Raw genomic sequence first — 24,966 nt, forward strand, 5'->3', positions numbered from 1 at the left:
TGGTGGTGGTAGTAGTCTTTGTAGAAATCTTAGTAGTAATCTCGATTCCTTTAAAGATGTCGCCTACAGGCGAGAGGGTATCGCCTACAGGCGAGAGGGTATCGCCTACAGGCGAGAGGGTATCGCTTGCAGGCAAGGGGGTATCGCTTGCAGGCAAGGGGGGGTTGGTGGCCTCGGTGGGGTGGGTGATCGCTAAAATGGCTAGTGGCACTGGCTCAATGAACATGATGTTGTTCCGCAGGATTCCCTGCTGGACGATGCTCCGGTACTCCCTACGGATATAGCCGGCGTCTTCCAGGCGCTTGAGCGCCTTCCGGGCCTGATCCTTCGTCAATCCGAACTTCGTCTCGAAGTAAGCGGCAGTGCATTGGAACATGTCGCCGTCGAAGTGCTTTCGCAGTAAGGGCTTGCCGTGCTTGTCGAGGGTTTGATAGGGCCGATACCAGTAGATGATTTCGGCCAGGAGGATGATGGCGGACAAGTCCGGCTTGCCGGACTCCAGCGTGATCCGCTGATACCACGGGTGGGGAATGATGTTGCCCTCGAAGTGCATCTGGCCAATCTCGGCCACCGTAGCGGGTAGCGAGGTAACCTGCTCAGAATTTTTGGTCCTGTAAATTTTCCGGTGATGGCGAGGGTTGGTAGCGTCAGGCGAGGGCGTTGACTAAATCCAACCCATTGCTCTCAATAGGTGATGTTCATTTTACCTGCCTGCCCCACAATTCCGATCACCGGAAAATTTACAGGAGGCAAAATCGCCAACACCAAGGCATCCGGCTGGTCGCTGCCATACAGGGTGCGGTAAGTCAATGTCCCGCATGTCCACCACTTCATAGCGATAGTGCAGTTGCGGTGACCGAATTCCTGCTGACGCGGGAATAACGGAAAGCGAAAGTCCTGTCGGTTAATGGGCAGAGGACGCCGCCGGCTGTATTTTGAACCACGCTACATAAAGGGCCGGCAACGCCAGCCGATCCAGCACCGTGGCGACCAGCAACCCGCCCATGATCGAGACCGCCATCGGCGCCCAGAAGGTGCTATGCGTCAGTGGGATCAGCGCCAGAATCGCAGTCATCGCGGTCAACATGATCGGTCGGAACCGGCGCACCGTCGCACTGACCACCGCATCCCACGGCGACAGCCCCGCCTGCTGATCCTGTTCGATCTGATCCAGCAGGATCACCGCGTTGCGCATGATAATCCCCGACAGCGCGATCACACCCAGCATCGCCACGAAGCCAAACGGCATTTGCGTGATCAGCAGGAACAGGGTGACGCCGATGATGCCCAGCGGCGCGGTAAGCAGAACTATCAGAGTGCGTTGAAAGCTCTGAAGCTGGATCATCAACAGGGTCAGAATAACCGCTACCATCAGCGGCATAACCATCAGAATGGAGACTTGCGATTTGGCGCTGGCTTCCTGGGCGCCACCGATCTCGATGCGGTAACCGTCCGGCAGCCGGGCACGCAGCGGTTGCAGAGCACGGTTGATTTGCGCGGTCACGTCCGGAGCCTGCACCCCGTCGGGAATGTCGGCGCGCACCGTAATCGCCGGGAAACGATTACGCCGCCAGATGACTCCTTCCTCAAATTGCTTTTCGAGGTGAGCAATTTGTCCCAACGAGACAAAGCGATTGTTTTCAGTGTAAACGTTAAGATCTTTCAGATCGCTCAGGTTACCGCGATCATCGGGAGGGGCGCGCAGCACCACATCAATCGCTTTGTCGCTTTCCCGGTACTGGGTGATCGGTAAACCGCTCAGGAGGGCGTTCAGGTTGCGCGACAGGTTCTGGGAATCGATTCTGAGCGCTCGCGCCTTATCCTGATCGATTCGCAGCCTGACGACCGGGATCATTTCTTTCCAATCGATATTGATATCCCGGGTATAGGGATTCGTCCGCATGATTTCGATCAGTTCAGCGACAATGGGCCGCAGTCGTTGTGAGTCGGATCCTACTACTCGGAACTGCACCGGGTAGCCCACCGGCGGGCCGTTTTCCAGCCGGGTCACCCGTCCTCTGACCATGGGCAAATCGTTTTCGAACAGATGATTCAACCGCTTCAAGACGGCTTCGCGTGCGGTTTCATCCCGGCTCATCACTACCATCTGGGTATAATTGAGGTTGGCGAACTGAAGATCCATAGCTAGATAAAAGCGTGGGGAACCGCCGCCTACATAGCTGACTACGTTGACCACGTTCTCATCCTGCATCAGCAGCGCCTCCAACCGCTTGACCTCAGTTTCAGTGGCGGCGAACGACGATCCTTCGGGCAACCATACATCTATAAGCAGTTCAGGCCGGGCCGAAGAGGGGAAAAACTGCTGTGGGACGAAGCCGAATCCTACAACAGCCGCAATAAAGACCGCCACTGTGAGGGAAATAACCCATCGGCAGTGACGCAAACACCACTCCACCAGACGCAACAGGCTATCACTGATGGCTTCTTCTCCACGGATGACCCAATCACGATAACGTTGAATCCATCTCCCGATACGATGGCGGCCAGACAAGAGGGTTTTAGGAGAAGCCAGCGGATCAGGGTTTGGTTTCTCGTGTGCAGGCAACAGGGTGTAGGCCAGATAAGGCGTAAACAGCACCGCGACGATCCAGGACGCAATGAGGGCAATGCCGACCACTGCGAAAATGGAGAAGGTGTATTCACCGGCGTTTGACTTAGCCAGCCCAATCGGCAAAAAGCCCGCTATCGTCACCAAGGTACCGGTCAGCATTGGAAACGCCGTGCTGGTATAAGCGAAAGTGGCAGCCTTGATCCGATCCCAGCCCTGTTCCAGCTTCCGATCGATCATCTCCAGGACGATGATGGCGTCATCCACCAACAACCCAAGGGCAATGATGAGCGCACCCAGTGAGATGCGATGCAGATCAATACCGAATAGCTTCATGCAAAGAAACGTCATGGACAATACCAGTGGAATACACAGCGTCACTACCACGCCGGCTCGCCAGCCGAGACTAAAGAAGGTCACAGCCAGCACGATCACCACCGCCTCAATGAAGGTTTTCATGAACTGATTAACCGCTTCCTTGACCACCCGAGGTTGATCCGCGACTTGATGAATTTCGATGCCAACGGGTAATGTCGCTTGCAGACCCTGTAATGTCTGTCGTAATTCTGTACCCAGATCGAGGATATTGCCGCCCCTGACCATCGAGATTGCCAAGCCAATCGCTTCTTGGCCCATGTAACGCATTTTGAAGGCTGGTGGATCGGCGTAGCCCCGCCAAACCTCGGCGATATCACCCAAGCGGAAGGTCCGGTCATTAGCGCGGATGCCGATAGCGCGAATGCTTTCCAGGGAATCGAAATTGCCATCTACGCGCAGCAGTACCCGGCTTTGAGGAGTCACCACTACACCTGCCGCTTCCATTGCGTTTTGCGCTTCCAGAAAGGAGATAACCAGCAGAGGATTGACACCCAGCGCAGCCAACTTCTTATCCGACATCTCGACGTAAATCTTTTCATTCTGGGCACCAATGATATCAACTTTGTTAATGTTATCCAGCCGCAATAATTCCTGGCGGGCATAGTCAACATACTGCTTGAGTTCAGCATAACTAAAACCGTCAGCAGTGAAAGCATAGATTGATCCGAAAGTGTCATCGTATTCGTCGTTGAAGAACGGCCCTTGCACCCCAGTCGGCAGTTCATGGCGTATGTCAGCTACTTTCTTGCGAACTTGATACCAGATGTTCGGCACCTTATTAGGTGGAGCAGATTCTTTAAGCAATACGACCAGTGTGGCCTCACCGGGTTTGGAATAACTGTTGATAAAATCCAGCCAAGGGGTTTCTTGTAGCTTTTTTTCGAGCTTGTCGGTGACCTGTTGCTCCATTTCCAGAGTGGTAGCACCCGGCCAGTAAGCCTGTATCACCATCCCTTTCATAGTAAATTCAGGATCCTCCATTTGTCCCAAGGTGAAATAGGCATAGGCGCCACTCAACAACAGTAGCCCGATCAGATAACGGATTAGCGCCTGGTGATTGAGCGCCCAAGCCGACAGATTCGGGCCTTTCATAGCGCATCGTCCAGTAACCGGTTTACCGGACGAGTCGCTGATGACGCTTGCGAAGGTGCCGACGAGCAGGAAGTCGGTAACATCAGGATCGCAGCGGTGAGGATAACCAGTGGCGGATTCATGGCTTGATAACCGAATGAGGGGATAGCAGGTTCGCGGGCCAGTCTGGATCGGTGTGTGTCCTGCCCCACCAAGCTGGGCGCGTTATTTGAGAAAGCTATTGCAATTGTAGCCAATCCGTCGGAACCCGCCAGCGGTTCATCCTTAGCCAAGCCAGCATCCACCGAATGATCCGGACGATTGTCCAATGATGTCACCCTCGATTCGCGCACCGCGACTCTGTGCGGCTATACCCATCAGGAACTCACCACCGCCTTTGCCGAGCACTTGGACGGCGTGGATTTGGCTGAAATGCAGCGTGGATACAATGGCTACCATTTTCGCCGGAGGCGCTGCTGTTCCAGACCGGCTATGCCACCCTGCATAAACGGCAGGTGCGGCCAATGGCTTTCGCTACCGGCTGGGTTTTCCCAATCACGAGGTGCGGGTCAGTCTGCTGCAAGCCATCCTGCGCCTCGGTTCCCCAACATACCTTGCTTGACCAGCGGCTACTTTTAGCATCAAGCAGCCAGGATCAAACGGCACCCACTCATCGGACAGGAGAGGGTTTGGGAGCAAGACGCGATGTTTCTTCCTCTGCTGCTCCCGACGCCGGTCGGGCATTCGCCGCCAGCCGCCGTAACGCCGCGCCCAAGCGCACATCCGAAAGATTGCGGGCCGTGGCTTCCAGTAACTCGGCGTTGCGTTGAGTCAGCGTCAGCCGCGACCGCTGGGGGGGCGAGGGCGGCGCGGTAGCCGGCACCACATGAATGCGTGGCTTGGGTAGGGTAACGCCGAGATGTTCACTCAACAGCGGACCAATGTTAGGCAGCGCGTAACGCAGTCGGGTGGCCCAACTGGCCGAGTCAGTGCGCACTTCCCAAGCCTCCTGATCTAACTGGATCAGTACCACATGATCGTGCAGATGCGGCGGTAGATAGGCGCGAAAAATATGGCTGAGCCGGTTCATCTCCTTGGCTTTCGCCACCAGCCGCCCCAGTACACCGGACGATTGGCGTAGCCTTTGTCCTATCGCTGGAATCGAAAGTGGCATGGTCCTCCCTTCTATCCCCTCTCCCACAGGTGGGCGAAGGGGACGCCCGCACGGGGGGGGCAATAATCGGGGCAGAGTCGAATCCGGCATTGGGGGTAGCGTCCGCTGCGGCAATGCGTCCAGCAACCGGACATACGCGGGCGCTACCTCGGCGACTGCAGCCGGTACTGGTTCAACGGTCGCCGGCGGATCAGCGGTCCGTTCCAGTTCCGCGGATTCAGGCGCCGGCCCATAACCGCGCAGCATCTTTAGCAATTGTGCGGTGTGTTGGCGGGCCACGGCGCGGCTGGCGGAATCGATCATGGTTTCAGTTTAGCAGCAGGGATACATGCAGGACTCCCGGATCGTCGGGGGTGGCGCTGACGCGGAAGTGAAGGGCGCGATTGAGCCGCAACATCGATTCGTTCTCCCGCAACACCTCGCCGTAGAGTTCCTTAATCCCGCGACTCTTAGCGTAATCAATAATATAGCGCATCAACATCGGCCCCAGCCCCAGACCGGTCATGTTTCGATCCACTAGGATCGAGTACTCGGCTTTCTCCATATCCGGATCGGCATTGCAACGCACTACACCCCAAATCCGGCTCTTGCCCGGCAGACTGTCGGGGGTGGTGACAATGAAGGCCATCTCGCGCTCGTAATCCAGTTGAGTCAAGCGGGCGGCCATTTCGTGCGGCAGTTCACGCATCGGCTGGAAAAACCGCATCCGCACGTCCTCCGAGGGAATGCGCCGAACCAGATCGCGCAGTTCCGGCTCATCCTCCGGCAGGATCGGTCGCATTAGAAAGGCGCGGCCATCGGGCAGTTCATAGCGGCGTTCCAATTCCTTGGGATAGGGCGAAATCGCCAACCGCTGCGTGGCCGGCGCGGTGCTGGTTTCGATCAGGATGTTGGCGTCCAGCGCCAATAAATTGTCGGAGCGTACCCAAATCGGATTAATGTCCATTTCGATCACTTCGGCCAAGTCGATCACCATCTGCGAAACCTTGATCAGGGTCAGGGTAATAGCATCCAGATCCACTGGCCGGCCACGATGGGCGCTGAGCTGGCGGTATAACCGGGTGCGCGACATCAGATCACGCGCCAGTTGCATGTTCAACGGCGGCAGGGCATAGGCCACATCATCAATAACTTCCGCCTCGGTGCCGCCTTGGCCGAAAAAGATGACCGGCCCGAACCGACGACCGGTACGCACCCCGATCATGAGTTCGTAGGCGTTGTGCCGCGACTGCATCGGCTGCACCGCGAAACCGTCAATAACGGCATCGGGGGCCAGTTGGTGGACCTGTTCTAACATGCCGGCAGCAGCGACCAGCACTTCCAGCGGATTGTTCAGCCCAAACGCTACCCCGCCCACCTCGGACTTGTTGGTAATATCAGGCGAGAGAATTTTGAGTGCCACCGGCTCGCGCAACTCCAGCGCGATTTCGGAGGCCGCTTCCGGGGTTGAGGCGAACTGGAGCGGCACCGTCCTGATTTCATAGGCGCTGAGAACCTGACTGGCTTCATAAGCATTCAACCGGCGGCGACCAGCGGTCAAGGCGATCTGGATGATGCGGCGGGCGGTTTCGATATCGGGGGTGAAGCCCTCCGGGATCGAAGGCGGGGTTTCTATCAGCAGTTCCTGGTTGCGCCGGTACTGCGCCAGACGCATGAACGCTTCCACCGCCTCGCCAGGCGCTTCGTAGGTCGGGATATGCGCGGCCCTGAACAGATCACGCGCCGGTTCCACCGACGACTCGCCCACCCAGCAGCTCATGATCAAGCGCCGGTTCTTGGCGCGTTCGATCACTGCTCTGGCGCTGTCCATGGCTCGATCCACCGAGGCGGGCGCATGAATCACCAGTACTCCATCGGCACCCGGTTCCTGCAACAGCAAATCCAGCGCCTTGCCATATTCTTCGGGACCGGCCATGTCGCCCAAATCCACCGGATTCTCAATCGGATAATCCGGTCGACAATCCCGCGCCAGTTGCTCCCGGGTGGCTGCGCTGATTTCAGCCAGCCGACCGCCATGCCGCAGCAGGGTATCGCTGGTCAGCAAGGCCAGACTGTAGCTGTTGCTAAGCAGAGTCAGTCGGTTGCTGTAGACCGGTTTGGCGGTCGCCAGGGTTTCGGCAGCGCTGAACAATTGCTCGATGTTGTTCACCCGCAGGATGCCGGCCCGCTGGAATACCGCGTCGTACACCGCATCTTCAATCGGCCCGGCCCGGAAATCGCGTGGTTTAAGTACGATGAGCGGCTTGATCCGGCCGGCGGCGCGGGCGGCGGATACGAACTTGCGACGGTTGTGGGTGTTTTCCATGTACATCAGGATCGCCCGGGTATTACTGTCCCGTAGCAGGTAATCAATCAGATCACCAAAATCCACATCCCAGCGCATACCCACCGAGATAACGTGCGAGAACCCGATGTCGCGGCTGGTGGCCCAGTCAATCACGCTGCGCATTACCGCTGCCGACTGGCACAGCAACGCGATATGGCCGGCCAGCGGCCGGGTACAGCTTAAACTGGCATTGAGATGGGTTGAGGGCACCGCATAGCCCAGATGGTCCGGCCCCATAACCCGTAGCAGATACGGTTTGGCGGCCTCCAGAATTTTGTGCTTGAGGGCTTCGCCATCGTCGGAATGTTTCCGCAACAAGTCCGGGCTGAGCAGCGCCGTCTTGGTGCCCCGATGGTCCTGGAGTACTTCGCGACTGAGCAACAGCACCGCCCGGGTGCCACGAGCGCCCAGCTCGCTGATCAAGGTCGGCGCCTCATCGAGCGAGGTGGTCAGAATCGCCAGTTCCGGCGTCACCGGCAGACTGGCGATGTCACGGTAGGCCAACACCCCGGAAACCGACTGTTGATCCGGATTGATCGGCATCACCGGGCCTTTGAAACCGCCCTCGATCAAATTGAATTGCACCGTTACATCAGAACCGCTGGCCTTTTTACCGCGACCGATCACAGCAATCGAGCGGGGCTTGAACAGATATTCGAGATTACGAATGGTCATGGTGACTTCTCGCGTGATCAAAACCGCCGGAACCCTATGGTAACGCGATTTGGAAGGTGGTGGCGTAATCGGCGGCGGACGTATCTTACAATCACAGTTTCCGATCAAAGCGGTTTGCAAGCGAGGCGATGGCATGAGCGAGACAACGACACGCGGGGAACTGGAGCCGGACGAATCCACACTGAACCGGGCCAATGATGCAACAGCGCACGCCGATTCGTTCTGGGCGGCGGCGCGGTCTGAACTGGAAGGTCTGCCCGGCGGCGGTCTGAACATCGCCTGCGAAGCGGTGGATCGACACGTTCGGGCGGGCCGGGGGGCAACGGTCGCCTTGCGCTGGCGGGGTAAAAACGGCGAGCGGCGCGACTTCAGCTACGCCGAACTGGCCAGCCTGAGCAACCGTTTCGCCCACACCCTGCACCAATTGGGTATCAGCAAGGGAGATCGGGTTTGTACCCTGGCCGGGCGTATCCCCGAACTGTACATCGCCGCGCTGGGCACGCTGAAAGCCGGCGCGGTATTCTGCCCGCTGTTTTCTGCCTTTGGCCCGGAGCCGGTACGGGTGCGGCTGAGCAAGAGCCGGGCGCGGGTGCTGGTAACGACTGCGCTGCTGTACCAGCGCAAGGTGCGGGCGCAGCGCGTTGATCTGCCGGATTTGGCGCATGTGCTGCTGACGGATAGCGGCGGTGCGGAACCCGGCGTTCATTCCTTTCATGCGCTGTTGGACGCAGAATCCGACGCCTTCACCCTCCCGTTCACCGCCCCGGAAGATTGGGCGCTGTTGCACTTCACCAGTGGCACCACCGGTACTCCCAAAGGCGCGATCCATGTCCATGAGGCCATCGTGGCCCACCGGCTTAGCGCTCGGCTGGTTTTTGCGCTGCGGCCCGGCGACGTTTACTGGTGTACCGCCGATCCTGGCTGGGTCACTGGCGTGTCCTACGGCATCATCGCCCCGCTGGCGCACGGTGTGACTTTGGTAGTCGATGAGGCCGACTTCGACGCCGGGCGTTGGTACGCCCTTCTGGAACAGGAGCGGGTCAACGTCTGGTACACCGCCCCGACTGCCATCCGCATGTTGATGAAAGGCGGGACTGAGCCGGCGCGAGGCTACGATTTGAGCGCGCTGCGCTTTGCGGCCAGCGTCGGCGAGCCGCTCAATCCCGAAGGCGTGCGCTGGGGCCAGGAAGCCTTGGGGCAACCGTTTCACGATACCTGGTGGCAAACGGAAACCGGCGCAATCCTGATCGCCAATCGGCACGGTCAGGAGCTGCGACCCGGTTCGATGGGTCGGCCATTGCCCGGCATTACCACAGCCATCGTTCGGCGGCGACCGGACGGCGGGATAGACCGGCTCGATGCCGGCGAGGAAGGCGAGTTGGCGGTGCGGGTGGGTTGGCCGTCGCTATTTCGCGGCTATCTGGACGATGCGGAACGCTACCAAGCCTGCTTTGCTGACGGCTGGTATCTGAGCGGCGATCTGGCGACCCGCGACGTGGAAGGTTATTACTGGTTTTTGGGTCGGGATGACGATGTGATCAAGAGCGCTGGACATCTGATTGGACCGTTCGAGGTCGAAAGCGCCCTGCTGCAACATCCAGCGGTCGCCGAAGCCGGGATGATCGGCAAACCGGATCCGTTCGCTGGAAACATTGTTAAGGTCTTTGTAGCGTTGAAGCCCGGTTATGTCGCCAGTGCTGCACTGCACAAGGAACTGCTCGGTTTCGCCCGCACCCGGTTAGGACCGGCGGTGGCACCGCGTGAACTGGAGTTCATAGCGGATTTGCCCAAGACCCGCAGCGGTAAAATCATGCGTCGGCTCCTGCGCAACCGGGAATTGGGGCTGCCCTTGGGTGATCTGGCGGTTCTGGATACCGACGTAACACCAACCTGCTGAAAGTTAGTAGGTTTATTCTAATTTTTGCGGCTAGGGTAAGGGTCGAAACTACGATGAAACCGGCACGATAATCGCTTGCTTTTTATCAGGTGCAATGCGAGACTCATGTTGCGGCGCAACATGCCGAACATAACGCCATCACCGGATTTCGATTAATCCATATTTACGAGAGGGAAAACCCCCATGAACGCCCCCAGCCAAGAGCAGATCCGCGAAACCATCCTACGCACTCTGAGCGAGGTGGTGCCAGATGCCAATGCCCAGACGCTCAATCCCGACATCAGCTTTCACGATCAAATCGAACTGGATTCGATTGATTTTCTGCGGTTGATGATGAGCCTGGAAAAAGAGATGAACGTGGCAATCTTCGATTTCGACTATCCGAAACTGTCCACACTGAAAGGCTGCGAGCGTTATCTGGTCGAACGGCTGGCAGTGAAGGTCTGACCGACCCGATCACTCGGTAGCGGTGGGTACCGGCGGATAGAATGGAGTGGTGGATTCGGTGCTACAGCCGATCCATTTCCACCACCTCGTAGAGACTGACCGAGGGCAGGGCCTCCACCAGCAGTTCCGCAAAACGGCCGACGATTTCCTGAAAATGTGCGCTTTCGTAGTGTCGTTCCAGCGCACCTTGATCGATCCAGCGTCCGACCACCAGCAGGGTATCGCTGCCCATGATGTCCCGATAGCCGCCGAAATCCAGGCAACCGTCCTCGGCGCGGGACTGCTCAACCAGCATCCGGGCCAATTCCAGCAATTCCTGCCGAAGCTCGGGGCGAGCCTCGAATTTGGCAATGGTCATCAGCATCAGCAAGCTCCTCCAGCGTTATAGCGCAGTCCCTGATCCGTAGCCGCAGCCGTGATTGGGGAAAGGTGTGCCCAAAACAAAAAACCGATCCACGGGGGGATCGGTAATGGCATCGAAAGGATTAAAGGGTGTTTACTTCATTCGGAACCCTGTCCTCGAATCCGCACGGTGGAGGTTTTTGCCCTCGATCCGTCGCGTATCCTCCTTTAGTGGTTTCTGACCGGGTAGCGTATACCCAGCCTTTTTATCAAACGTTCAAGCTCCGAAAACCTTTCCTGTTCAAGGCCAATCGCCTTGCAGCGATCATCGCCCTTTGGTTTTTAATGAATCCAACCTTGACGATGGGCGCATTATACGGGCCTTGTCTGATTTCACAAGCGCCCTAAGACCTAAAAATGACGACTCTGTTCCCATCCTGCTCCTCCAGAACGCTGATGCCACCGGCGGCGACGGGTCAGGGTTCCAGCCGCTCCAGCAGCCAACGCCCCTCCGCTGATCGCCGGTAACGCAGCCGATCATGCATCCGGCCGTGACGACCCTGCCAAAATTCCAGCATCTCAGGCTGGACCCGGTAGCCGCCCCAGTGATTCGGCATGGGAATATTGTCGTCGGGATACTGTGCTTCCAACTGCTGGAAGCGCTGATCCAGAATCTGGCGGCTGGCGACTATCTGACTCTGCCGCGATGCCAGTGCGCCCAGCCGGCTTTCACGCGGGCGGCTGCGAAAATAGGCTTCCGATTCAGCGCTGGCAATCGGGCTGACCGTGCCCTCGATCCGAATCTGCCGTTGCAATTCCAGCCAGAGGAACACCAGCGCCGCATGAGGATTTTCGGCCAGTTGGCGGCCTTTGTCGCTGCGGTAATTGGTGAAGAAGATAAAACCGTCGGCGTCGCACTCCTTGAGCAGCACTACCCGCGCATAGGGACGCCCGGTGCGGTCGGCGGTGGCGAGCGTCATGGCGTTGGGTTCGGGCAGTTGGGCGGCGATTGCTTCACCGAACCAGCGCTGGAATTGCTGGAGGGGATCAGAATGCACCTCGGCCTCGTTTAAGGCACCCATGGCGTATTCCTGGCGCAGATCGGCAATAGCGTTGCTCATGGGGTCTGGTTTCCTGGGGCTAAGTGGGTTGAGGGTGGCGCATTTTACCCGTTTTCTCGGCGAGAAATCGCGCCTTTCAGGCCAGTGTTGGGCAACGCTACGCTTTTGCCCAAGCTACGGCTGTTAGGCCGCAGATTCCCCTGAATAACACACCCGGTCGCGGCCTTTGCTCTTGGCCTGATACATCAGATCGTCCACCCGCTTCAGCCACTGATCCAGAGTTTCGTCGGGCCGGTATTCGGTGACGCCAAAGCTGGCAGTGACCGCGCCAATGTCGGCGAAGGGCGCATCACGCAGCGCGGCCCACAACGTCTCCGCCAAAGCAACGGACTGTGACAGCGAAGTCTCTACCGCCAGAATCATGAATTCCTCGCCGCCCCAACGCACCAATACATCACTGTGACGCAGTCGTTGCCGTATCCGCGTCGTCATGTTTCTCAGCACCTCGTCGCCCTGCTCGTGGCCGAAGGTGTCGTTAATCCGCTTGAAGTAATCAATATCGAACATGATCAAGGTCAGCGGGCGGGCGTAGCGCTGGGCGCGGCTGATCTCCTTGCCGACGCTGTGCAGGAAGTAGCGCCGGTTGAACGCGCCGGTGAGCGGATCGGTGGCCGCGAGTTGGCGCAGCTCTTCTTCCAGCCGTTTCCGCTCGCTGATGTCCAGCAGAACGCCGCAGGCGCGCAGGGGACGATCTTGCAGGTCGCGATCGGTCACTTTGCCCTTGGCCTGCACCCAGACCCAATGGCCGTCCTGATGCTGGAGCCGGTGCTCGCTTTCGTAAAAAGGCGCACGGTGTTCCAGATGGGCGTTGAACGCTTCCTGCATCGCCGGCAAATCGTCGGGGTGAACCCGGTCTTCCCAACTGGCGTAATTTGGCGTGATCTCCGTCAACGAACAGCCCAGGATTTCGGCCCAGCGTTCGCTGTACAGGACGGTGTTGGTGCGGGTATCGCAGTCCCACATGCCCAGGTCGGCGCCCCACAGCGCCAACGTCAGCCATTCCTCGCTTTGCCTTAACCGGCGGTCGAGGTTGTGTTTGTACAGCGCCATTTCCAGCGTCGCCAGCAGTTCCCGTTCCGACACCGGTTTGACCAGGTAGCCGTAAGGCGCAGTCATCTTGGCTTGTTGCAGTTGGGATTCCCGGGTGAAGGCGGTCAGGTAGACGATGGGAATATCGAAAGCCATGCGGATGCGCTCGGCGGCGGTTACGCCGTCCATTGCGCCCGCCAGTTGAATATCCATCAGCACCAGATCGGGCGGCGCTGCCACCGCTGCCACCGCTGCCGCCACCGCCGCTTCGCCGGTCGCGACCGGTTCCGGCACGATGTAGCCCAGACGGGTCAAAGTGTCTTGCAAATAGGCGGCGATGATACCGTCATCCTCGACGATCAGAATGCTTTCCTGGTCCATGCTACACGCTCCCATCTCACTCACGGGCGCCGAACCGCAGCGCAAACCGGGTTCCGCCGGTGCGGTCAAGTTCGAGGGTGCCCTGGAGTTGATGCTGGCCCAGCATTCGGACCAGCCGCAGCCCCAGGGTTTTGGTGGCGGTCCAATCCAGATCAGCGGGCAACCCCACGCCGTTATCCGCCACGATCAAGGTATGGGCCGAATCCGCCCACGTCGCAGTGACTTCGATGTGACAGGTGTTGGCTCCGGGACGGGGCTGATGTTCCGGGAAGGCATATTTTAAGGCATTGATCACCAGTTCATTGACGATCAGGCCGCACGGAATCGCGGTATCCAGACTCATCCAGACGCCGGCTGCCGCTACATCGATCCGAATGGCGTCATGCAGATCGAAGGATCGGCGCAGATATTCGATCAGCGCCTGGAGATAGGCGTGAAAATCAATCCGGTTCAGGGCGTCCGACTGATACAGCATCTCGTGGACCAGTGACATCGCCTTGACGCGACCGCTCAGTTCGTTCAACAGGGATGAAGCGGCTACATCGGTCTGCATCGCTCGCTGCAACTCCAGCAAACTGATCATGGCCGCAAGATTGTTTTTAACCCGATGGTGAACTTCGCGCAGCAAGGTCTCCTTTTCCGCCAGGGAATGTTGTAGAGCTTTCTCCGCTTGTTTGCGCTCGGTAATGTCCCGGACAATGGCCCACATGCTGTCAGGCTGCCCGGCAATATCCTGAATTAGGATCGTTCGCAACTCTACCGGAAAGATCGTACCGTCTTTCCTCCGGTACTCCTTCTCGTACACGTCCGAGTATCCGCACGCCAAAATTTGCTCTTGAACGATCTTGGCCTCGAAGGCGTGCCACTTCTCCGGGGTTAAATCCAGGTAGGTCAACGTGAAGAGTTCCTCAGCGGAATACCCGATCATTTCTTGGTAAGCCCGGTTGAACTCGATGAAGCGGCCAGACAGATCGATGCTGACGAACGCATCCCTCATGCTCTCGTGAAGCGCGCGATACTTCGCCTCCGACTTGTGCAGCACCGCTTCCGTCTGCTTGCGCTCGGTAATGTCCATATTGGCGCCGATATAGTCGATGATCTGCCCTTGCTGATCGCGCACGGCGGTCGCCAGTCCACGCACCCAAGTAATCCGACCCTGTGGAGTCTGGAAACGGTATTCCAACCCCCAGTGGCCTTCGGATTCAACCATTCGATTCCATTGCGTCGAAATCCGAACGCTATCCTCTGGGTGAATTCCCCGGATCCAGCCCGCGCCCATCGCCTCCTCTGCGGTCAGTCCTGCCATTTCGAGCCATTTCGTATTGACGTAGTAGCAGCGCCCCTGCAGGTCGGTGCGATACAGTCCCACCGGAACCAAGTCGGCCAAGGTGCGGAAGCGCGCTTCACTCTCCTGCAACGCTTTTCCCGCCTGTTTACGTGCGGTGATGTCTTCATGAGCGATGACGGCGCCTTGGCGATCACCGCTAAGAGGAAAAACATGCATCGCAAACCAGCGCGACTCAGTGGGCGAATCGCAGGGATATTCCAGCTTGAAGCAAATCTGCGCGCCGCTGATGATTTTGTGAATGCCCTGTAACGCCGCTTGCGCTTCCGCACGGTCATCGCCGGCCAGCACCTGGCGGCAGACCTCCAAATAATTGGCCCCAACTTGACACGATACATTGCCGCCGTTCTGCTCGGCAAACCGGCGCCATGCGGCATTAACCAGAGTAATCGTGCCCTGCGTATCCAATACCGCGATATGGGCACTGAGCGAGTCCAATATGTCCTTGACAAAGATCTCACTCTGTTGCAGCGCTGCTTCGGCCTGCTTGCGCTCGGTAATATCTATCGCGGCGATGCGGCACTGCTGACTGGTGCCAGACACCGCGCCAATGCCCTCCAGACGCATAAAACGGGGTGGCAGTCCCGCTGGATCGAGGACGACTTCACAGGTCTGCCTGGACGTGCCTATCAAGGTTGCGGCGAGAAAAGCGTTGAAAGTAAGCTGGGTGGCTGCGGACACAAACAGACCAAAGCGCCGGCCGATGAGATGGGAGCGATCTTGGCCGAGCAGAGCCGCGCCGGCCAGATTGAGTTCCTGAATCGTTCCATTAGCCGCCAAGGTGAAGTAACCCAACGGAGCAAAATCGTAGAGGTCGGCGTATTTCTCCGCCCGCTGTTCCAGCTCGGCGCGCACTTCCAACAACGCATGATTCTGCAATTCCAATTCAATCTGATTGACTTGCAGCTCATGAACCAGCCGCAAAGTTTCCGTCACGGTCGGGGGAGATTGGCCAGGTCGAGTGAGCTGTTCCTGCAACTGCGTTTCTGCCCGGTGGCGCAACCGGTCAATCTCCGAGGGTGGAGTTTTATTCTTGGTCATGATCCGATCTTCTATGGGTTTTATTGCGGATACTCCGGCAACCCGAAAAGCTTTAATGCCTGTTGTAATGCGACACGGGTAGTTTCGTTATTCTCCGACGTGGTCAGTGCTTGCCGCATAAACTGCTCGGTCTTGGCGCGGTTCTGGGATAAGCGATAGGTAGTTGCGAATGCGCCGGTTGCCTTTTCAACATCGTTCAGCGCTCCATAAACCTGCCCCAGATTAAACCACGATGATGACCGTCCCGGCGCCAGCGAAAGGGCATAAATCAGTTGATGTTCAGCGCGTTTGAACTGGCCAAGTTTTAGATTAGCGTAACCGAGATTGCCGGCAATTTCGATATCGGCGGGATCCGTTTCCTGCGCTTTCTGAAAAGCAGTCGCGGCGGACGGGTAATCATTTCGCTTCAGCGCATCCAAGCCCTGTTGATTCAGAGCGCGGGCCTCTTTCATATTCTGGTGCGCCGATTTGGGGAGGCTCTCCAATTGCTGCCGGGTCGCATTCAGACCGGCCTCATCATTTTTTGCCGACTGGATCAGCATTCGCTGAATCTGGCTGAATACGGCGTCATATTGGCCGGCATGGACTGGTGTGGATATCAGCGCCGCCGCCAGCATCAGCATGTTCTGCATCTTGCGCATTGCCACATTCCCCCAATTTTTCCACCCTACTTCTGCCGCTGCAAAAACCGCGACACTTCCAGCGCGAACGATTCCGCCCGCCAGGTATTGGTTGCGGTGACGTGGGTTGCATAGGGCATCACCCAGAGTCCGACGTTGGGAATCGCCCCGAACATCTCCAGAATCTGATCCAGCGGCGCGACTGGATCGCGGTCGCCCACCACGATTAAGGTCGGCTGGGTGATGCGCTCCAGAATTTCCAAATCGTGAGCATGATCGGTCGTCACCGGCTCTAGGGCCTCCGACACCCGCCCAATCACCGTCTCCCAAGCGTCCGGGCCACCCTGCGGCTGATGAATGTCGCTCAGCCATTTGTGCATCCCGACGCCGCGCCAATAAGCCGGATCGGCCATGCTGCGGGTACCGGCGTGAGTGACCTCATCCTTGCGGTAGCCTACTCGATACAACACCAGCGCGCTAACCCGGTCGGAATGGTGAACCGTCAGCCAAAGCGCGACGGCCCCGCCCATCGACGATCCCACCAGATGCGCCCGTGCCAGCCCCAGCTCATCCAGCAGTTCTAATATGGCTTGACCCATGTCGGCGACGGTCAGCTTCTCGGCGATCATCGGGCTGCGACCATGACCGAGATGATCGGGAACAATAACCCGGAACGCACGGGCGAACAGAGGAAGGTGCGGCTTCCACTCTGCGCCGCTCATGCCGCCGCTATGCAATAGCAGCAGCGGCTCACCCTGACCGCTTTCGGTGTAGTACAAAGTCGCCATGCCCGCCTCCGGCTAAAGGGTTGATGCCACGATTATAGCTACCCTCCATCACTTACCGGATAATGACGCCATCACTGCAAGGAGAATTAATCATGGCGATGCAATCCCGCGACTACCGCGCCCTGGGTCCCCACGGTTTCCACCGGGTTCATTACACCGAATGGGGCGATCCCGCCAATCCCAAGGTCTTAATCTGCGTCCACGGACTAACCCGCACTGGTCGTGATTTCGACTTTCTCGCTGCCGCGCTGGAGCAGGATTACCGGGTGATCTGCCCGGATGTGGTCGGGCGCGGCCACAGCGACTGGCTGGCGGACAAGAGCGACTACACTTATCCGTTATACGTCAACGATCTGGCGATGCTACTGGCGCGGATTGACGCCGAGCGGATTGATTGGGTCGGTACTTCAATGGGCGGGCTGATTGGCATTTTCATGGCCAGTTATCCCGGCACGCCGATCCATAAAATGGTGATCAACGACATCGGGCCGCGTATCCCCGTCGCCGGTCTGCAACGAGTCGCGACCTACGTCGGCCAACTGGTGACCTACGACAGCATCGAGCGGATGGAACGCTTCATGCGCACCATCGCCGCCCCTTTTGGCAATTTGAGCGACGCGCAATGGCGGCATATGACGATTCACAGTTCCCGACAATTGGAAGATGGCCGCTATGCGATGGCCTACGATCCCGGCATCGCTGAGAATTTCAAGACGCTGGATTTGAAGGATATTGATCTGTGGCCGTTCTGGGACCGCATCCACTGCCCGACGCTGGTGCTGCGTGGCGCGTTTTCCGACGTGCTGGATCATGCCGACGCAGTGGCGATGACCGAGCGTGGCCCCAAGGCCAAGTTGATCGAATTTCCCGGTATGGGCCATGCGCCGGCGCTGATGGCCGACGATCAAATCGCGGTAGTACGGGACTGGCTGCTGGCGGATTGATCAGTGAGGTGGCACGGGTCGGATGCCCGTGCTACGCCATACCCGAAAGTGCTGGCGCTAAACCTGGATCGCCTGTACCCAGATGAGCGCTGCAAAATGCTGGGCGTTGACTGCGGAAACCTCCACCCCGCATCTCGCAGCCGCCGCCTCGATGCGATGCTGATGAGGAGATTCACAGGCCAGCGCCAAGTCGAGGAACGGCGCGTAGGGTCCCTCGTTACGCAGCAGCGCCGCCTCAATCGCCACCGGCAGATTGAGCGGTCTAATCGCCGTAGCCAGCGGTATCCGCAGCACCAAATCGAGCATCGAGAACAACCCGGTGACGAACAGGTTATCGCGTTCGGTCTCAGCGACTGCTCCCTCGCTAATCAGCTCCATGAAGCGACCGCGCACCAGTGCATTTTCCTGCAACGCGGCGGCATGAGGCGCGTTCTGGGCCGAGCCGAACAGGATCAGGGTCAACCAGCGGTACATGGTCTGCCGACCCATCACCACCAGCGCGTGTTCGATGGAGGTGATCGGCTGGCGCAGGCCCGATGCAGCGGAGTTGATATAGCGCAGCAGGCGATAGGAGAGCACCGTATCCTGCATCAACAACCGCGCCAGTTCTGTCGTGTCCGCCTCCCGTCGCAAATGATTAAGCAGATCACAAACGTGCAGGGTCTGCGGGCCAACCTGGTTGTCGGTCCAGTCTTCGCGGCGAGTTACAAACGGCCCCTGGAATAGAGTGAATCCCAACTTGCTACAGAGTTGGAAGTCGTCGAAACTTTCCAAATCGCGGGCGACGAAGGCGGCGCTTCGATAACGCTGACCGATCTGTTCGGTGATCTGCTGGATTTCAGCGGGTTTGTGCTGCGAGGTTCTAAGGATGAAGTAGTCGGCATGAGGCGCCAGCGCTTCAAACTGTGTACCCTCGAAACACTCCTCCAGCGCAAACTTGAAACCCCGCTGTTTCAGCTCGCTGATCCGTTCGGGGAGCAGGCGGGGAGTATCGCTGTCGCTGGCGTTATCCAGCAGCAGGGCGGTCAGCACCATGCCTTGGCCGAGTAGCCGGTCGAAAAGCGGATTGGCGAGGAAAGAGCCGAGTACGGTGACAAAGGCGTGCCGATGGCCTAACAGCCGGCTGACCGAATCCTGTAACAGATGGTTGATCATCACCTCGTTGTAAAAGCGGTAGTGGGGGCGCCGGTTGGGCATCCGCATCTGCTCATGGATTTTCCCGCGCAGCATGAACTCATAGCCCGCCACCCGCTGCTCACGGTTGAGTACCGCTTCGCGGCAGATCACCGAGCGGGCGGCGGCAGAACCAGCGGGATCGCCATGCTCCGTCTGCATGGTGGCCACACCGGCGGGGTCAGCATCCTTGACCGGCGCCAGCGCGTTAAGCATTTGAAAGTCACGCTGCTCGGCAGCGGCCCGGTTGCGAATCCGGCGGTTGGAAAAGAAGGCAAACAGTCGGCTTAGCATGGTAAAAACACGGAGAGTTTCTCTCGGTTGACCAGGGATTCGATAGCGACCCTTCCCAATGATCCCGAAAATTACGATACCGGTTCGGGAGATCAGGCAGCCGCTACTGTGAGCGAGTATAGCCCAGCGACTTTCACTTTCCGTCATTCCGGCGCAGGCCGGAGTTCAGTTGCAGAGGAATCAATATGCAATGCCTCGACCCGCTGTATACCCCGCTCACTGGCCTTAACTTTATTGAAGCCAGTGCCGGGACCGGCAAGACCTACACCATTACCGCTTTGTATCTACGTCTGGTGATGGAGGAGGCGATCCCGGTTAACCGAATTCTGGTGGTGACCTACACCAATGCCGCGACCAAGGAATTGCGCGACCGCATCCGCACCCGCTTGGCACAAATCCGTCTCGCGTTCCAACGAGGTCGCGCCGACGCCGATGATGAATTCAGTGTGCGAATGCTGGATTTATTTCCTAATCGCGATCTTGCGATTCGCCGGTTGACCAATGCGGTGCGCGGCTTTGACGAAGCCGCCATTTTCACCATTCACGGCTTCTGCAAGCGGGTGCTGGGCGATAACGCTTTTGAAAGCGGCTTGTCCTTTGAAACTGAGTTAATGACGGACACCAGCGATCTGCTTCAGGAAATCGTGGATGATTTTTGGCGGCGCGAGTTTTATCGAGCCTCGCCGATGGTGGTGCAATATTTTTTGGATAAAAAGTACAGCCCGGAAAAACTGCTCAGCGATATTCGCCGGCATTTGGGTAAGCCCTATCTGGAAATATCTACACCAGAAGGTGAAACCGATGGTGCAGTATTGGAACACGCTTTTCTCACCGCTTATCAACAGACGCGACAACTCTGGCAGGATCACCGCATTGGAATTGAAGAGCTGCTATTAAAATCACCGGCTCTTAATCGGCAAAAATACGGATTGAAATCGATCCCTGGCTGGCTGAATGCCATGGATAATTATCTCACGGTGGAAATCCCGAAACTTGAACTATTCGACAAATTTGACCGTTTCACCACTGCCAAACTGCAAGCCTCGGTTAATAAGGGCAAATCGGCGCCACAACATCCGTTCTTCGACGCCTGCGAAACGCTGCAAGCCGCCTGCGAAACACTGGCTGATTACTGCCGGCATCAAATTCCGGTGAAGCTATTGGCCTATTGCAATGCCGAATTAGCCGTCCGCAAGCGCCAGCAACAAACGCAATCCTATGATGATTTATTGCTCAATTTACATGATGCCCTGAAAAATCCGCGTCAGGGCGCGGTGCTGGCGGAAACCTTGCGTCGCCGCTATGCCGCTGCGCTGATTGACGAATTCCAGGACACTGACCCGGTGCAGTACGATATTTTCCGCAGCATTTATGCCAGTACCGGCAAGCCAGTCTTTCTGGTCGGCGATCCCAAACAGGCGATTTACAGCTTTCGTGGCGCCGACATTTTCGCCTATATCAATGCCCGCCGCGATACTGCCCATGGCTATACTCTCGACGTGAACTGGCGTTCTGATCCGCGCCTGCTGACCGCATTAAACGCAGTATTCGGTACCGTCAAAACCCAGCCGTTTTTATTCGACGAGATTCTCTTCCAACCCGCCATTCCGGCAGAAAAGAAACAACATGAACCGTTGTGGATTCAAGGGCAATTGGAACCACCCTTGCAACTCTGGTTTGTGGACTCCGCTGATCCCAAAGAGCCGATGGGTAAGGGCGAGGCCAATGAATGGGCGGCGCGGGCGACCGCCGCTGAAATTTCCCGACTGCTGAATCTGGGCGCGCACGGTCAGGCTCGCATCGGTAAAGCCTCTACAGCGGAAGGCAGTCGTCCGCTGGCCGGCGGCGATATCGCGGTGCTGGTACGCAGTCATCGGCAAGGTCGCCTGATCCGTGATCACTTGCTGCGGTTGCGGGTGCCGAGCGTCCAGCACGCCGACGATAGCGTATTGACCACTGCTGAGGCGCAGCACCTGGAATGGGTGTTAGCGGCGGTGGCAGAACCCGGCGATGAAGGACGAGTGCGGGCGGCGCTGGCCTCTGATCTGGTCGGGATGAGCGGCGAGGCGTTGTATCAGTTGCGCGATGATGAACAGGCTTGGGCGCGGCAACTGGAAACCTTCCAGGATTATCGGCGGTTGTGGCACGAGCACGGCTTCATGCGCTTTTTTCGCACCTGGTTGATGGATGCAGCGGTTGCGCCCCGATTACTGGCCTTCCGCGATGGCGAGCGGCGGCTGACCAATGTGCTGCATCTGGCCGAACTGCTGCACGTCGCCAGCCGTACCCATCCCGGGATGGCGGGATTGCTCAAGTGGCTCGGCGACCACCGTCGCACCCCGGCTAAAAACGACGAAGAGCAACAATTGCGGCTGGAAAGTGACGAGAATCTGGTGCGGATCGTGACCGTCCACAAGAGCAAGGGACTGGAATACTCGGTGGTGTTCTGCCCGTTTGTCTGGGATGGCAAATTGCATGTCGGCGACAAGGAGGAAACGTTGCTGTATCACGATCCCGCCCATCCGGGCCGAACCATTCTCGCCGTCGGTCTGGACGAAGCCGACCCCGCCCGGCACTACGCCCGCCGCGAGGAAATGGCCGAGAACCTGCGGTTGTTTTATGTCGCGCTGACTCGCGCCAAGCAGCGTTGCTACCTGGTCTGGGGCAAGATTAAGGATGCCGATAGCGCTCCTGCCGCCTGGCTGCTGCACCGGCCCACCGTCAAGGATTCCAGTCACGACTGGCTACAGGCGACGCAAGAGCGGTTCAAGAAAATGGAAACGCCGGCGATCCGCAATGAATTGCGCGAAAGGTTAACGGCGGCTGGTGCAACCGTCGCTATTGCGCCGCTGCCGCGTGAACCGGGACGCCGTTATCAACCGCCGAATGTGACAGAACCGGAATTGAAGGCGCGCAGCTTCGCCGGACTATTGCCGGAATCGTGGCGAGTGGGCAGTTTTACTGCGTTGACCGCAGGTCACAGCGTCGAAACGCCCGATTACGATATGAGCGTTGGCGTGCCTGCGGTTGAGGCGGAATCCGCTGCGGCGCTTTCCTCCCGTCGCGACATTTTTACCTTTCCACGCGGGGCGCGGTCGGGCGTTTGCCTGCACGCGCTGTTTGAGCGGCTGGACTTTACCCAACACGACCGTGAGCAGCTGGAAGCCCTAGTGAGCCGGACGCTGACCGGACATGGGCTGGACGCAGCGGCATGGACGCCGACCATTGCCGATCTAGTGGAACGGGTGCTGGCAACGCCATTGAATGAGAGCGGATTAACGCTGGCGTCGGTAACGCCGGAACGACGGCTGAATGAACTGGAATTCACTTATCCGCTGGCGCAATTGCGCGCTGACAGCTTGCGGCGAGTTCTGGAACGGCATGGTTTGACCGCAGAACCGTTTCGGGAAATGATTGAGAAGCTCGAATTCAATCCATTGCGCGGTTATATGAAAGGCTTCATGGATTTGGTATTTGAAGCCGAGGGCCGCTTCTATCTGGTGGATTACAAATCCAACTGGCTTGGCGCAGAACTGGCGGCTTATCGCCGCGCATCGCTGGATGAAGCCATGGCTCGCGATTCCTATGTGCTGCAATATCTGATCTACACTGTGGCGCTGCATCGCTATTTACGGTTGCGAGTGTTGGATTACGACTACGAGCGGCATTTTGGTGGCGTGTTCTATCTGTTTTTACGCGGGATGAATCCAGAATCAGGGCCGGATTGCGGCGTATACCAGAATCGGCCTTCACTGGCATTAGTAAAAGAGTTGGATCGGTTGATGGCAACAGGCAGGATTGGCGATTGATGGCCAATGTGAGGTCGAATATTGCCTCTTCCTCGTTTAATGACGATGCCGGTGGTGCGCATCCGGGAAATGCGGGTGACGGTGTGCTGCGCCGGGAACAACTGACGCCTCGTGTTGGTGTTGATGATGGTGCTCGTGGGTGTGGGTGTGGGTGTGTTGGTGTTCCAGCGGGCAGCCCTTTCAAGGTGCTCAGTTGATGATTGACGTAACCGTCTGATTCTCTATTAACCGACTCGGCCTAACATCGGGTTTGGCTAAGAAGAGGGTTCGAGATTAAATTCAACTTATTGATTTTCAATGTTGTATTTTTACACCTTGAAAGGGCTGGTTCCAGCGGGTCATCTGCGGTCAGTCCCTTGATCGCGGCGATCCAGGTCGCGTCAGCCAGCCTACGCGGTTGCCAGTTCGAGCCGCGCCTGACGAATCACTTGCACAGCGGAGGTTAACGCCAGTCCCGCCATGATCGCCGCCACGATCAGATCGGGCCACGCTGCGCCGGTTCCGAACACGCCCAGGGCAGCGAGCAGAACCGCCAGGTTACCGAGTGCGTCGTTGCGGGTGCATAGCCACGCGCCGCGCCGGTTGCTGTCGCCGTCGCGGTAGCCATAAAGCAGCGCCGCCACCGCTAGATTGGCGGCCAGCGCCAGCCCCCCGACCATGCCCATCGTCGGCGCGTCGGGGGTAATGCCAGCAACGGTGTTGCTGATAGCCACGCCAATCACCCAAACTCCGAAGGCTGCCATCGAAACTGCTTTCAGCAGCGCGGCCCGAGCGCGGATGGCGAGGCTCAGCCTCAACACCCACAGCGTGATGCCATAGTTGGCGGCATCACCAAGGAAATCCAGCGAATCCGCCAGCAGTGATACCGATCCGGCCTGTATCCCAGTGCTGATTTCCACCGCGAACATCGCGGCATTAACAAGCAGGGCGATCCACAGCACAATATGGTAGCGGTCGCGCCGATCCGCGCTCGGCGGCGGCGGGCGGTGATGACAGCAATGCGCGCTCACGGGGTTCTCCTCTCGATAGACAGGGGAGTATCCTGAACCCCGTAGTTGCTACGGAGTCAACCATGGTTCAAAGTTACACTATCGGCGTATTGAGTCGTGAATCCGGCGTCAATTTGGAAACCATCCGTTATTACGAGCGGATTGGGTTGCTGGCCGAGCCGCCGCGTGCGATCAACGGCTATCGGCGCTACGATGCCAGCACTATTCAGCGGCTACGCTTCATCCGTCGTGGCCGCGAACTGGGTTTTGGCATCGCTGAGATCAAGACGCTGCTGCAACTCGCCGACCAGCCGGAGCAGCCCTGTCATGAGGCCGACCGTCTGGTTCGCGAACACTTGACTGCCGTTGAGGCGCGAATTCAGGATTTGCGCGCATTGCGCGAGGTGCTGTCCCGGTTGGCGGACTGTCGCAGCCCTAGCGCGGAGCATTGCCGGTTGCTTGAAACGCTGGATCAGCGGGTATGCGGTGGGAGTTCGGCGAATAGCGATCACTGGAATTGCCCGGTAGAAAATTTATGAAAGATCATAGCGAT

General features: G+C 58.1%; 19 protein-coding genes. 5 read left to right on the forward strand and 14 right to left on the reverse strand.

The window, feature by feature from the left end; translation table 11 throughout:
• The 6 genes from BN874_RS22840 to BN874_RS16925 all read right to left on the reverse strand — a co-directional run.
• Positions 1 to 553: MarR family transcriptional regulator (locus BN874_RS22840; RefSeq protein WP_195912217.1), on the reverse strand; the 553-nt coding region annotated here is incomplete at its 3' end.
• A gap of 131 nt (positions 554 to 684) precedes the next feature.
• A complete protein-coding gene (locus BN874_RS26085; RefSeq protein WP_268258840.1) occupies positions 685 to 810 on the reverse strand; it encodes a hypothetical protein in 126 nt (41 codons plus the stop codon).
• A gap of 94 nt (positions 811 to 904) precedes the next feature.
• On the reverse strand, positions 905 to 4,039 hold the full coding sequence (locus BN874_RS16915; protein WP_034435447.1) for an efflux RND transporter permease subunit: 3,135 nt from the start codon (positions 4,037 to 4,039) through the stop codon (positions 905 to 907).
• The gene (locus BN874_RS24720; RefSeq protein WP_154724995.1) at positions 4,036 to 4,347 is read right to left on the reverse strand and encodes a hypothetical protein; all 312 of its coding nucleotides are present in this window, start codon (positions 4,345 to 4,347) and stop codon (positions 4,036 to 4,038) included. The genes BN874_RS16915 and BN874_RS24720 overlap by 4 nt, the downstream gene beginning before the upstream one ends.
• 341 nt (positions 4,348 to 4,688) lie before the next feature.
• Entirely contained in the window at positions 4,689 to 5,495 is an 807-nt protein-coding gene (locus BN874_RS16920) for a DciA family protein (protein WP_034435448.1), read from the reverse strand.
• Between the two features lie 4 nt (positions 5,496 to 5,499).
• Positions 5,500 to 8,193: a bifunctional acetate--CoA ligase family protein/GNAT family N-acetyltransferase gene (locus BN874_RS16925; protein WP_034435450.1), complete on the reverse strand. Its 2,694-nt coding sequence runs from the start codon at positions 8,191 to 8,193 to the stop codon at positions 5,500 to 5,502.
• Between the two features lie 133 nt (positions 8,194 to 8,326).
• Here BN874_RS16925 and acsA point away from each other — a divergent pair, with 133 nt between their 5' ends.
• Together acsA and BN874_RS16935 are read left to right on the forward strand one after the other, a co-directional pair.
• Positions 8,327 to 10,090: an acetate--CoA ligase gene (gene acsA / locus BN874_RS16930; RefSeq protein WP_034435451.1), complete on the forward strand. Its 1,764-nt coding sequence runs from the start codon at positions 8,327 to 8,329 to the stop codon at positions 10,088 to 10,090.
• A 183-nt stretch (positions 10,091 to 10,273) separates the two neighbouring features.
• On the forward strand, positions 10,274 to 10,537 hold the full coding sequence (locus tag BN874_RS16935) for an acyl carrier protein (protein WP_051497972.1): 264 nt from the start codon (positions 10,274 to 10,276) through the stop codon (positions 10,535 to 10,537).
• Between the two features lie 61 nt (positions 10,538 to 10,598).
• On the opposite strand, the gene BN874_RS22845 is transcribed toward BN874_RS16935, so the two are convergent.
• From BN874_RS22845 to BN874_RS16965, 6 genes are all read right to left on the reverse strand, one after another.
• A complete protein-coding gene (locus tag BN874_RS22845; RefSeq protein ID WP_051497973.1) occupies positions 10,599 to 10,901 on the reverse strand; it encodes a putative quinol monooxygenase in 303 nt (100 codons plus the stop codon).
• A 454-nt stretch (positions 10,902 to 11,355) separates the two neighbouring features.
• Complete coding sequence (pdxH, locus tag BN874_RS16945; protein ID WP_034435452.1) at positions 11,356 to 12,000, reverse strand: pyridoxamine 5'-phosphate oxidase; 645 nt, start codon at positions 11,998 to 12,000, stop codon at positions 11,356 to 11,358.
• Positions 12,001 to 12,123: 123 nt separating this feature from the next.
• A complete protein-coding gene (locus BN874_RS16950) occupies positions 12,124 to 13,410 on the reverse strand; it encodes a GGDEF domain-containing response regulator (RefSeq protein ID WP_051497974.1) in 1,287 nt (428 codons plus the stop codon).
• Between the two features lie 16 nt (positions 13,411 to 13,426).
• Positions 13,427 to 15,796, reverse strand: coding sequence for a PAS domain S-box protein (locus tag BN874_RS16955; protein WP_034435453.1), 2,370 nt, complete (start codon positions 15,794 to 15,796; stop codon positions 13,427 to 13,429).
• 20 nt (positions 15,797 to 15,816) lie between these two features.
• A complete protein-coding gene (locus tag BN874_RS16960; protein ID WP_034435455.1) occupies positions 15,817 to 16,437 on the reverse strand; it encodes a tetratricopeptide repeat protein in 621 nt (206 codons plus the stop codon).
• A gap of 26 nt (positions 16,438 to 16,463) precedes the next feature.
• The gene (locus tag BN874_RS16965; protein WP_034435456.1) at positions 16,464 to 17,204 is read right to left on the reverse strand and encodes an alpha/beta fold hydrolase; all 741 of its coding nucleotides are present in this window, start codon (positions 17,202 to 17,204) and stop codon (positions 16,464 to 16,466) included.
• 92 nt (positions 17,205 to 17,296) lie between these two features.
• Here BN874_RS16965 and BN874_RS16970 point away from each other — a divergent pair, with 92 nt between their 5' ends.
• Entirely contained in the window at positions 17,297 to 18,148 is an 852-nt protein-coding gene (locus BN874_RS16970; RefSeq protein ID WP_034435457.1) for an alpha/beta fold hydrolase, read from the forward strand.
• 57 nt (positions 18,149 to 18,205) lie between these two features.
• Here the strand turns inward: BN874_RS16970 and BN874_RS16975 are convergent, their stop codons facing one another.
• Entirely contained in the window at positions 18,206 to 19,615 is a 1,410-nt protein-coding gene (locus BN874_RS16975; protein WP_051497976.1) for an EAL and HDOD domain-containing protein, read from the reverse strand.
• Between the two features lie 185 nt (positions 19,616 to 19,800).
• Here BN874_RS16975 and recB point away from each other — a divergent pair, with 185 nt between their 5' ends.
• Positions 19,801 to 23,424 (forward strand): exodeoxyribonuclease V subunit beta, encoded by a 3,624-nt coding sequence (recB, locus tag BN874_RS16980; RefSeq protein WP_034435458.1) that lies wholly within the window; start codon positions 19,801 to 19,803, stop codon positions 23,422 to 23,424.
• Positions 23,425 to 23,813: 389 nt separating this feature from the next.
• Here recB and BN874_RS16985 read toward each other — a convergent pair whose 3' ends face one another.
• Positions 23,814 to 24,434 (reverse strand): cation efflux transmembrane domain-containing protein, encoded by a 621-nt coding sequence (locus BN874_RS16985; RefSeq protein WP_034435459.1) that lies wholly within the window; start codon positions 24,432 to 24,434, stop codon positions 23,814 to 23,816.
• A 62-nt stretch (positions 24,435 to 24,496) separates the two neighbouring features.
• Here BN874_RS16985 and BN874_RS16990 point away from each other — a divergent pair, with 62 nt between their 5' ends.
• The gene (locus BN874_RS16990; RefSeq protein ID WP_051497977.1) at positions 24,497 to 24,952 is read left to right on the forward strand and encodes a MerR family transcriptional regulator; all 456 of its coding nucleotides are present in this window, start codon (positions 24,497 to 24,499) and stop codon (positions 24,950 to 24,952) included.
• Positions 24,953 to 24,966: the final 14 nt, after the last annotated feature.

The sequence above is a fragment of the Candidatus Contendobacter odensis Run_B_J11 genome (assembly GCF_000531125.1).
In the GTDB taxonomy this organism is placed as follows: Bacteria; Pseudomonadota; Gammaproteobacteria; order Competibacterales; family Competibacteraceae; genus Contendibacter; species Contendibacter odensensis.

What these genes read in the sequence shown, in the direction of transcription:
- BN874_RS16965 (WP_034435456.1), bottom strand. Translation starts at nt 17,204, where the DNA reads ATGGCGACTTTGTACTACACCGAAAGCGGTCAGGGTGAGCCGCTGCTG.
- BN874_RS16920 (WP_034435448.1), bottom strand. Translation starts at nt 5,495, where the DNA reads ATGATCGATTCCGCCAGCCGCGCCGTGGCCCGCCAACACACCGCACAA.
- pdxH (WP_034435452.1), bottom strand. Translation starts at nt 12,000, where the DNA reads ATGAGCAACGCTATTGCCGATCTGCGCCAGGAATACGCCATGGGTGCC.
- BN874_RS16975 (WP_051497976.1), bottom strand. Translation starts at nt 19,615, where the DNA reads ATGCTAAGCCGACTGTTTGCCTTCTTTTCCAACCGCCGGATTCGCAAC.
- BN874_RS16925 (WP_034435450.1), bottom strand. Translation starts at nt 8,193, where the DNA reads ATGACCATTCGTAATCTCGAATATCTGTTCAAGCCCCGCTCGATTGCT.
- BN874_RS16955 (WP_034435453.1), bottom strand. Translation starts at nt 15,796, where the DNA reads ATGACCAAGAATAAAACTCCACCCTCGGAGATTGACCGGTTGCGCCAC.
- acsA (WP_034435451.1), top strand. Translation starts at nt 8,327, where the DNA reads ATGAGCGAGACAACGACACGCGGGGAACTGGAGCCGGACGAATCCACA.
- recB (WP_034435458.1), top strand. Translation starts at nt 19,801, where the DNA reads ATGCAATGCCTCGACCCGCTGTATACCCCGCTCACTGGCCTTAACTTT.
- BN874_RS16915 (WP_034435447.1), bottom strand. Translation starts at nt 4,039, where the DNA reads ATGAAAGGCCCGAATCTGTCGGCTTGGGCGCTCAATCACCAGGCGCTA.
- BN874_RS16935 (WP_051497972.1), top strand. Translation starts at nt 10,274, where the DNA reads ATGAACGCCCCCAGCCAAGAGCAGATCCGCGAAACCATCCTACGCACT.
- BN874_RS16970 (WP_034435457.1), top strand. Translation starts at nt 17,297, where the DNA reads ATGGCGATGCAATCCCGCGACTACCGCGCCCTGGGTCCCCACGGTTTC.
- BN874_RS16950 (WP_051497974.1), bottom strand. Translation starts at nt 13,410, where the DNA reads ATGGACCAGGAAAGCATTCTGATCGTCGAGGATGACGGTATCATCGCC.
- BN874_RS16960 (WP_034435455.1), bottom strand. Translation starts at nt 16,437, where the DNA reads ATGCGCAAGATGCAGAACATGCTGATGCTGGCGGCGGCGCTGATATCC.
- BN874_RS22845 (WP_051497973.1), bottom strand. Translation starts at nt 10,901, where the DNA reads ATGCTGATGACCATTGCCAAATTCGAGGCTCGCCCCGAGCTTCGGCAG.
- BN874_RS16990 (WP_051497977.1), top strand. Translation starts at nt 24,497, where the DNA reads ATGGTTCAAAGTTACACTATCGGCGTATTGAGTCGTGAATCCGGCGTC.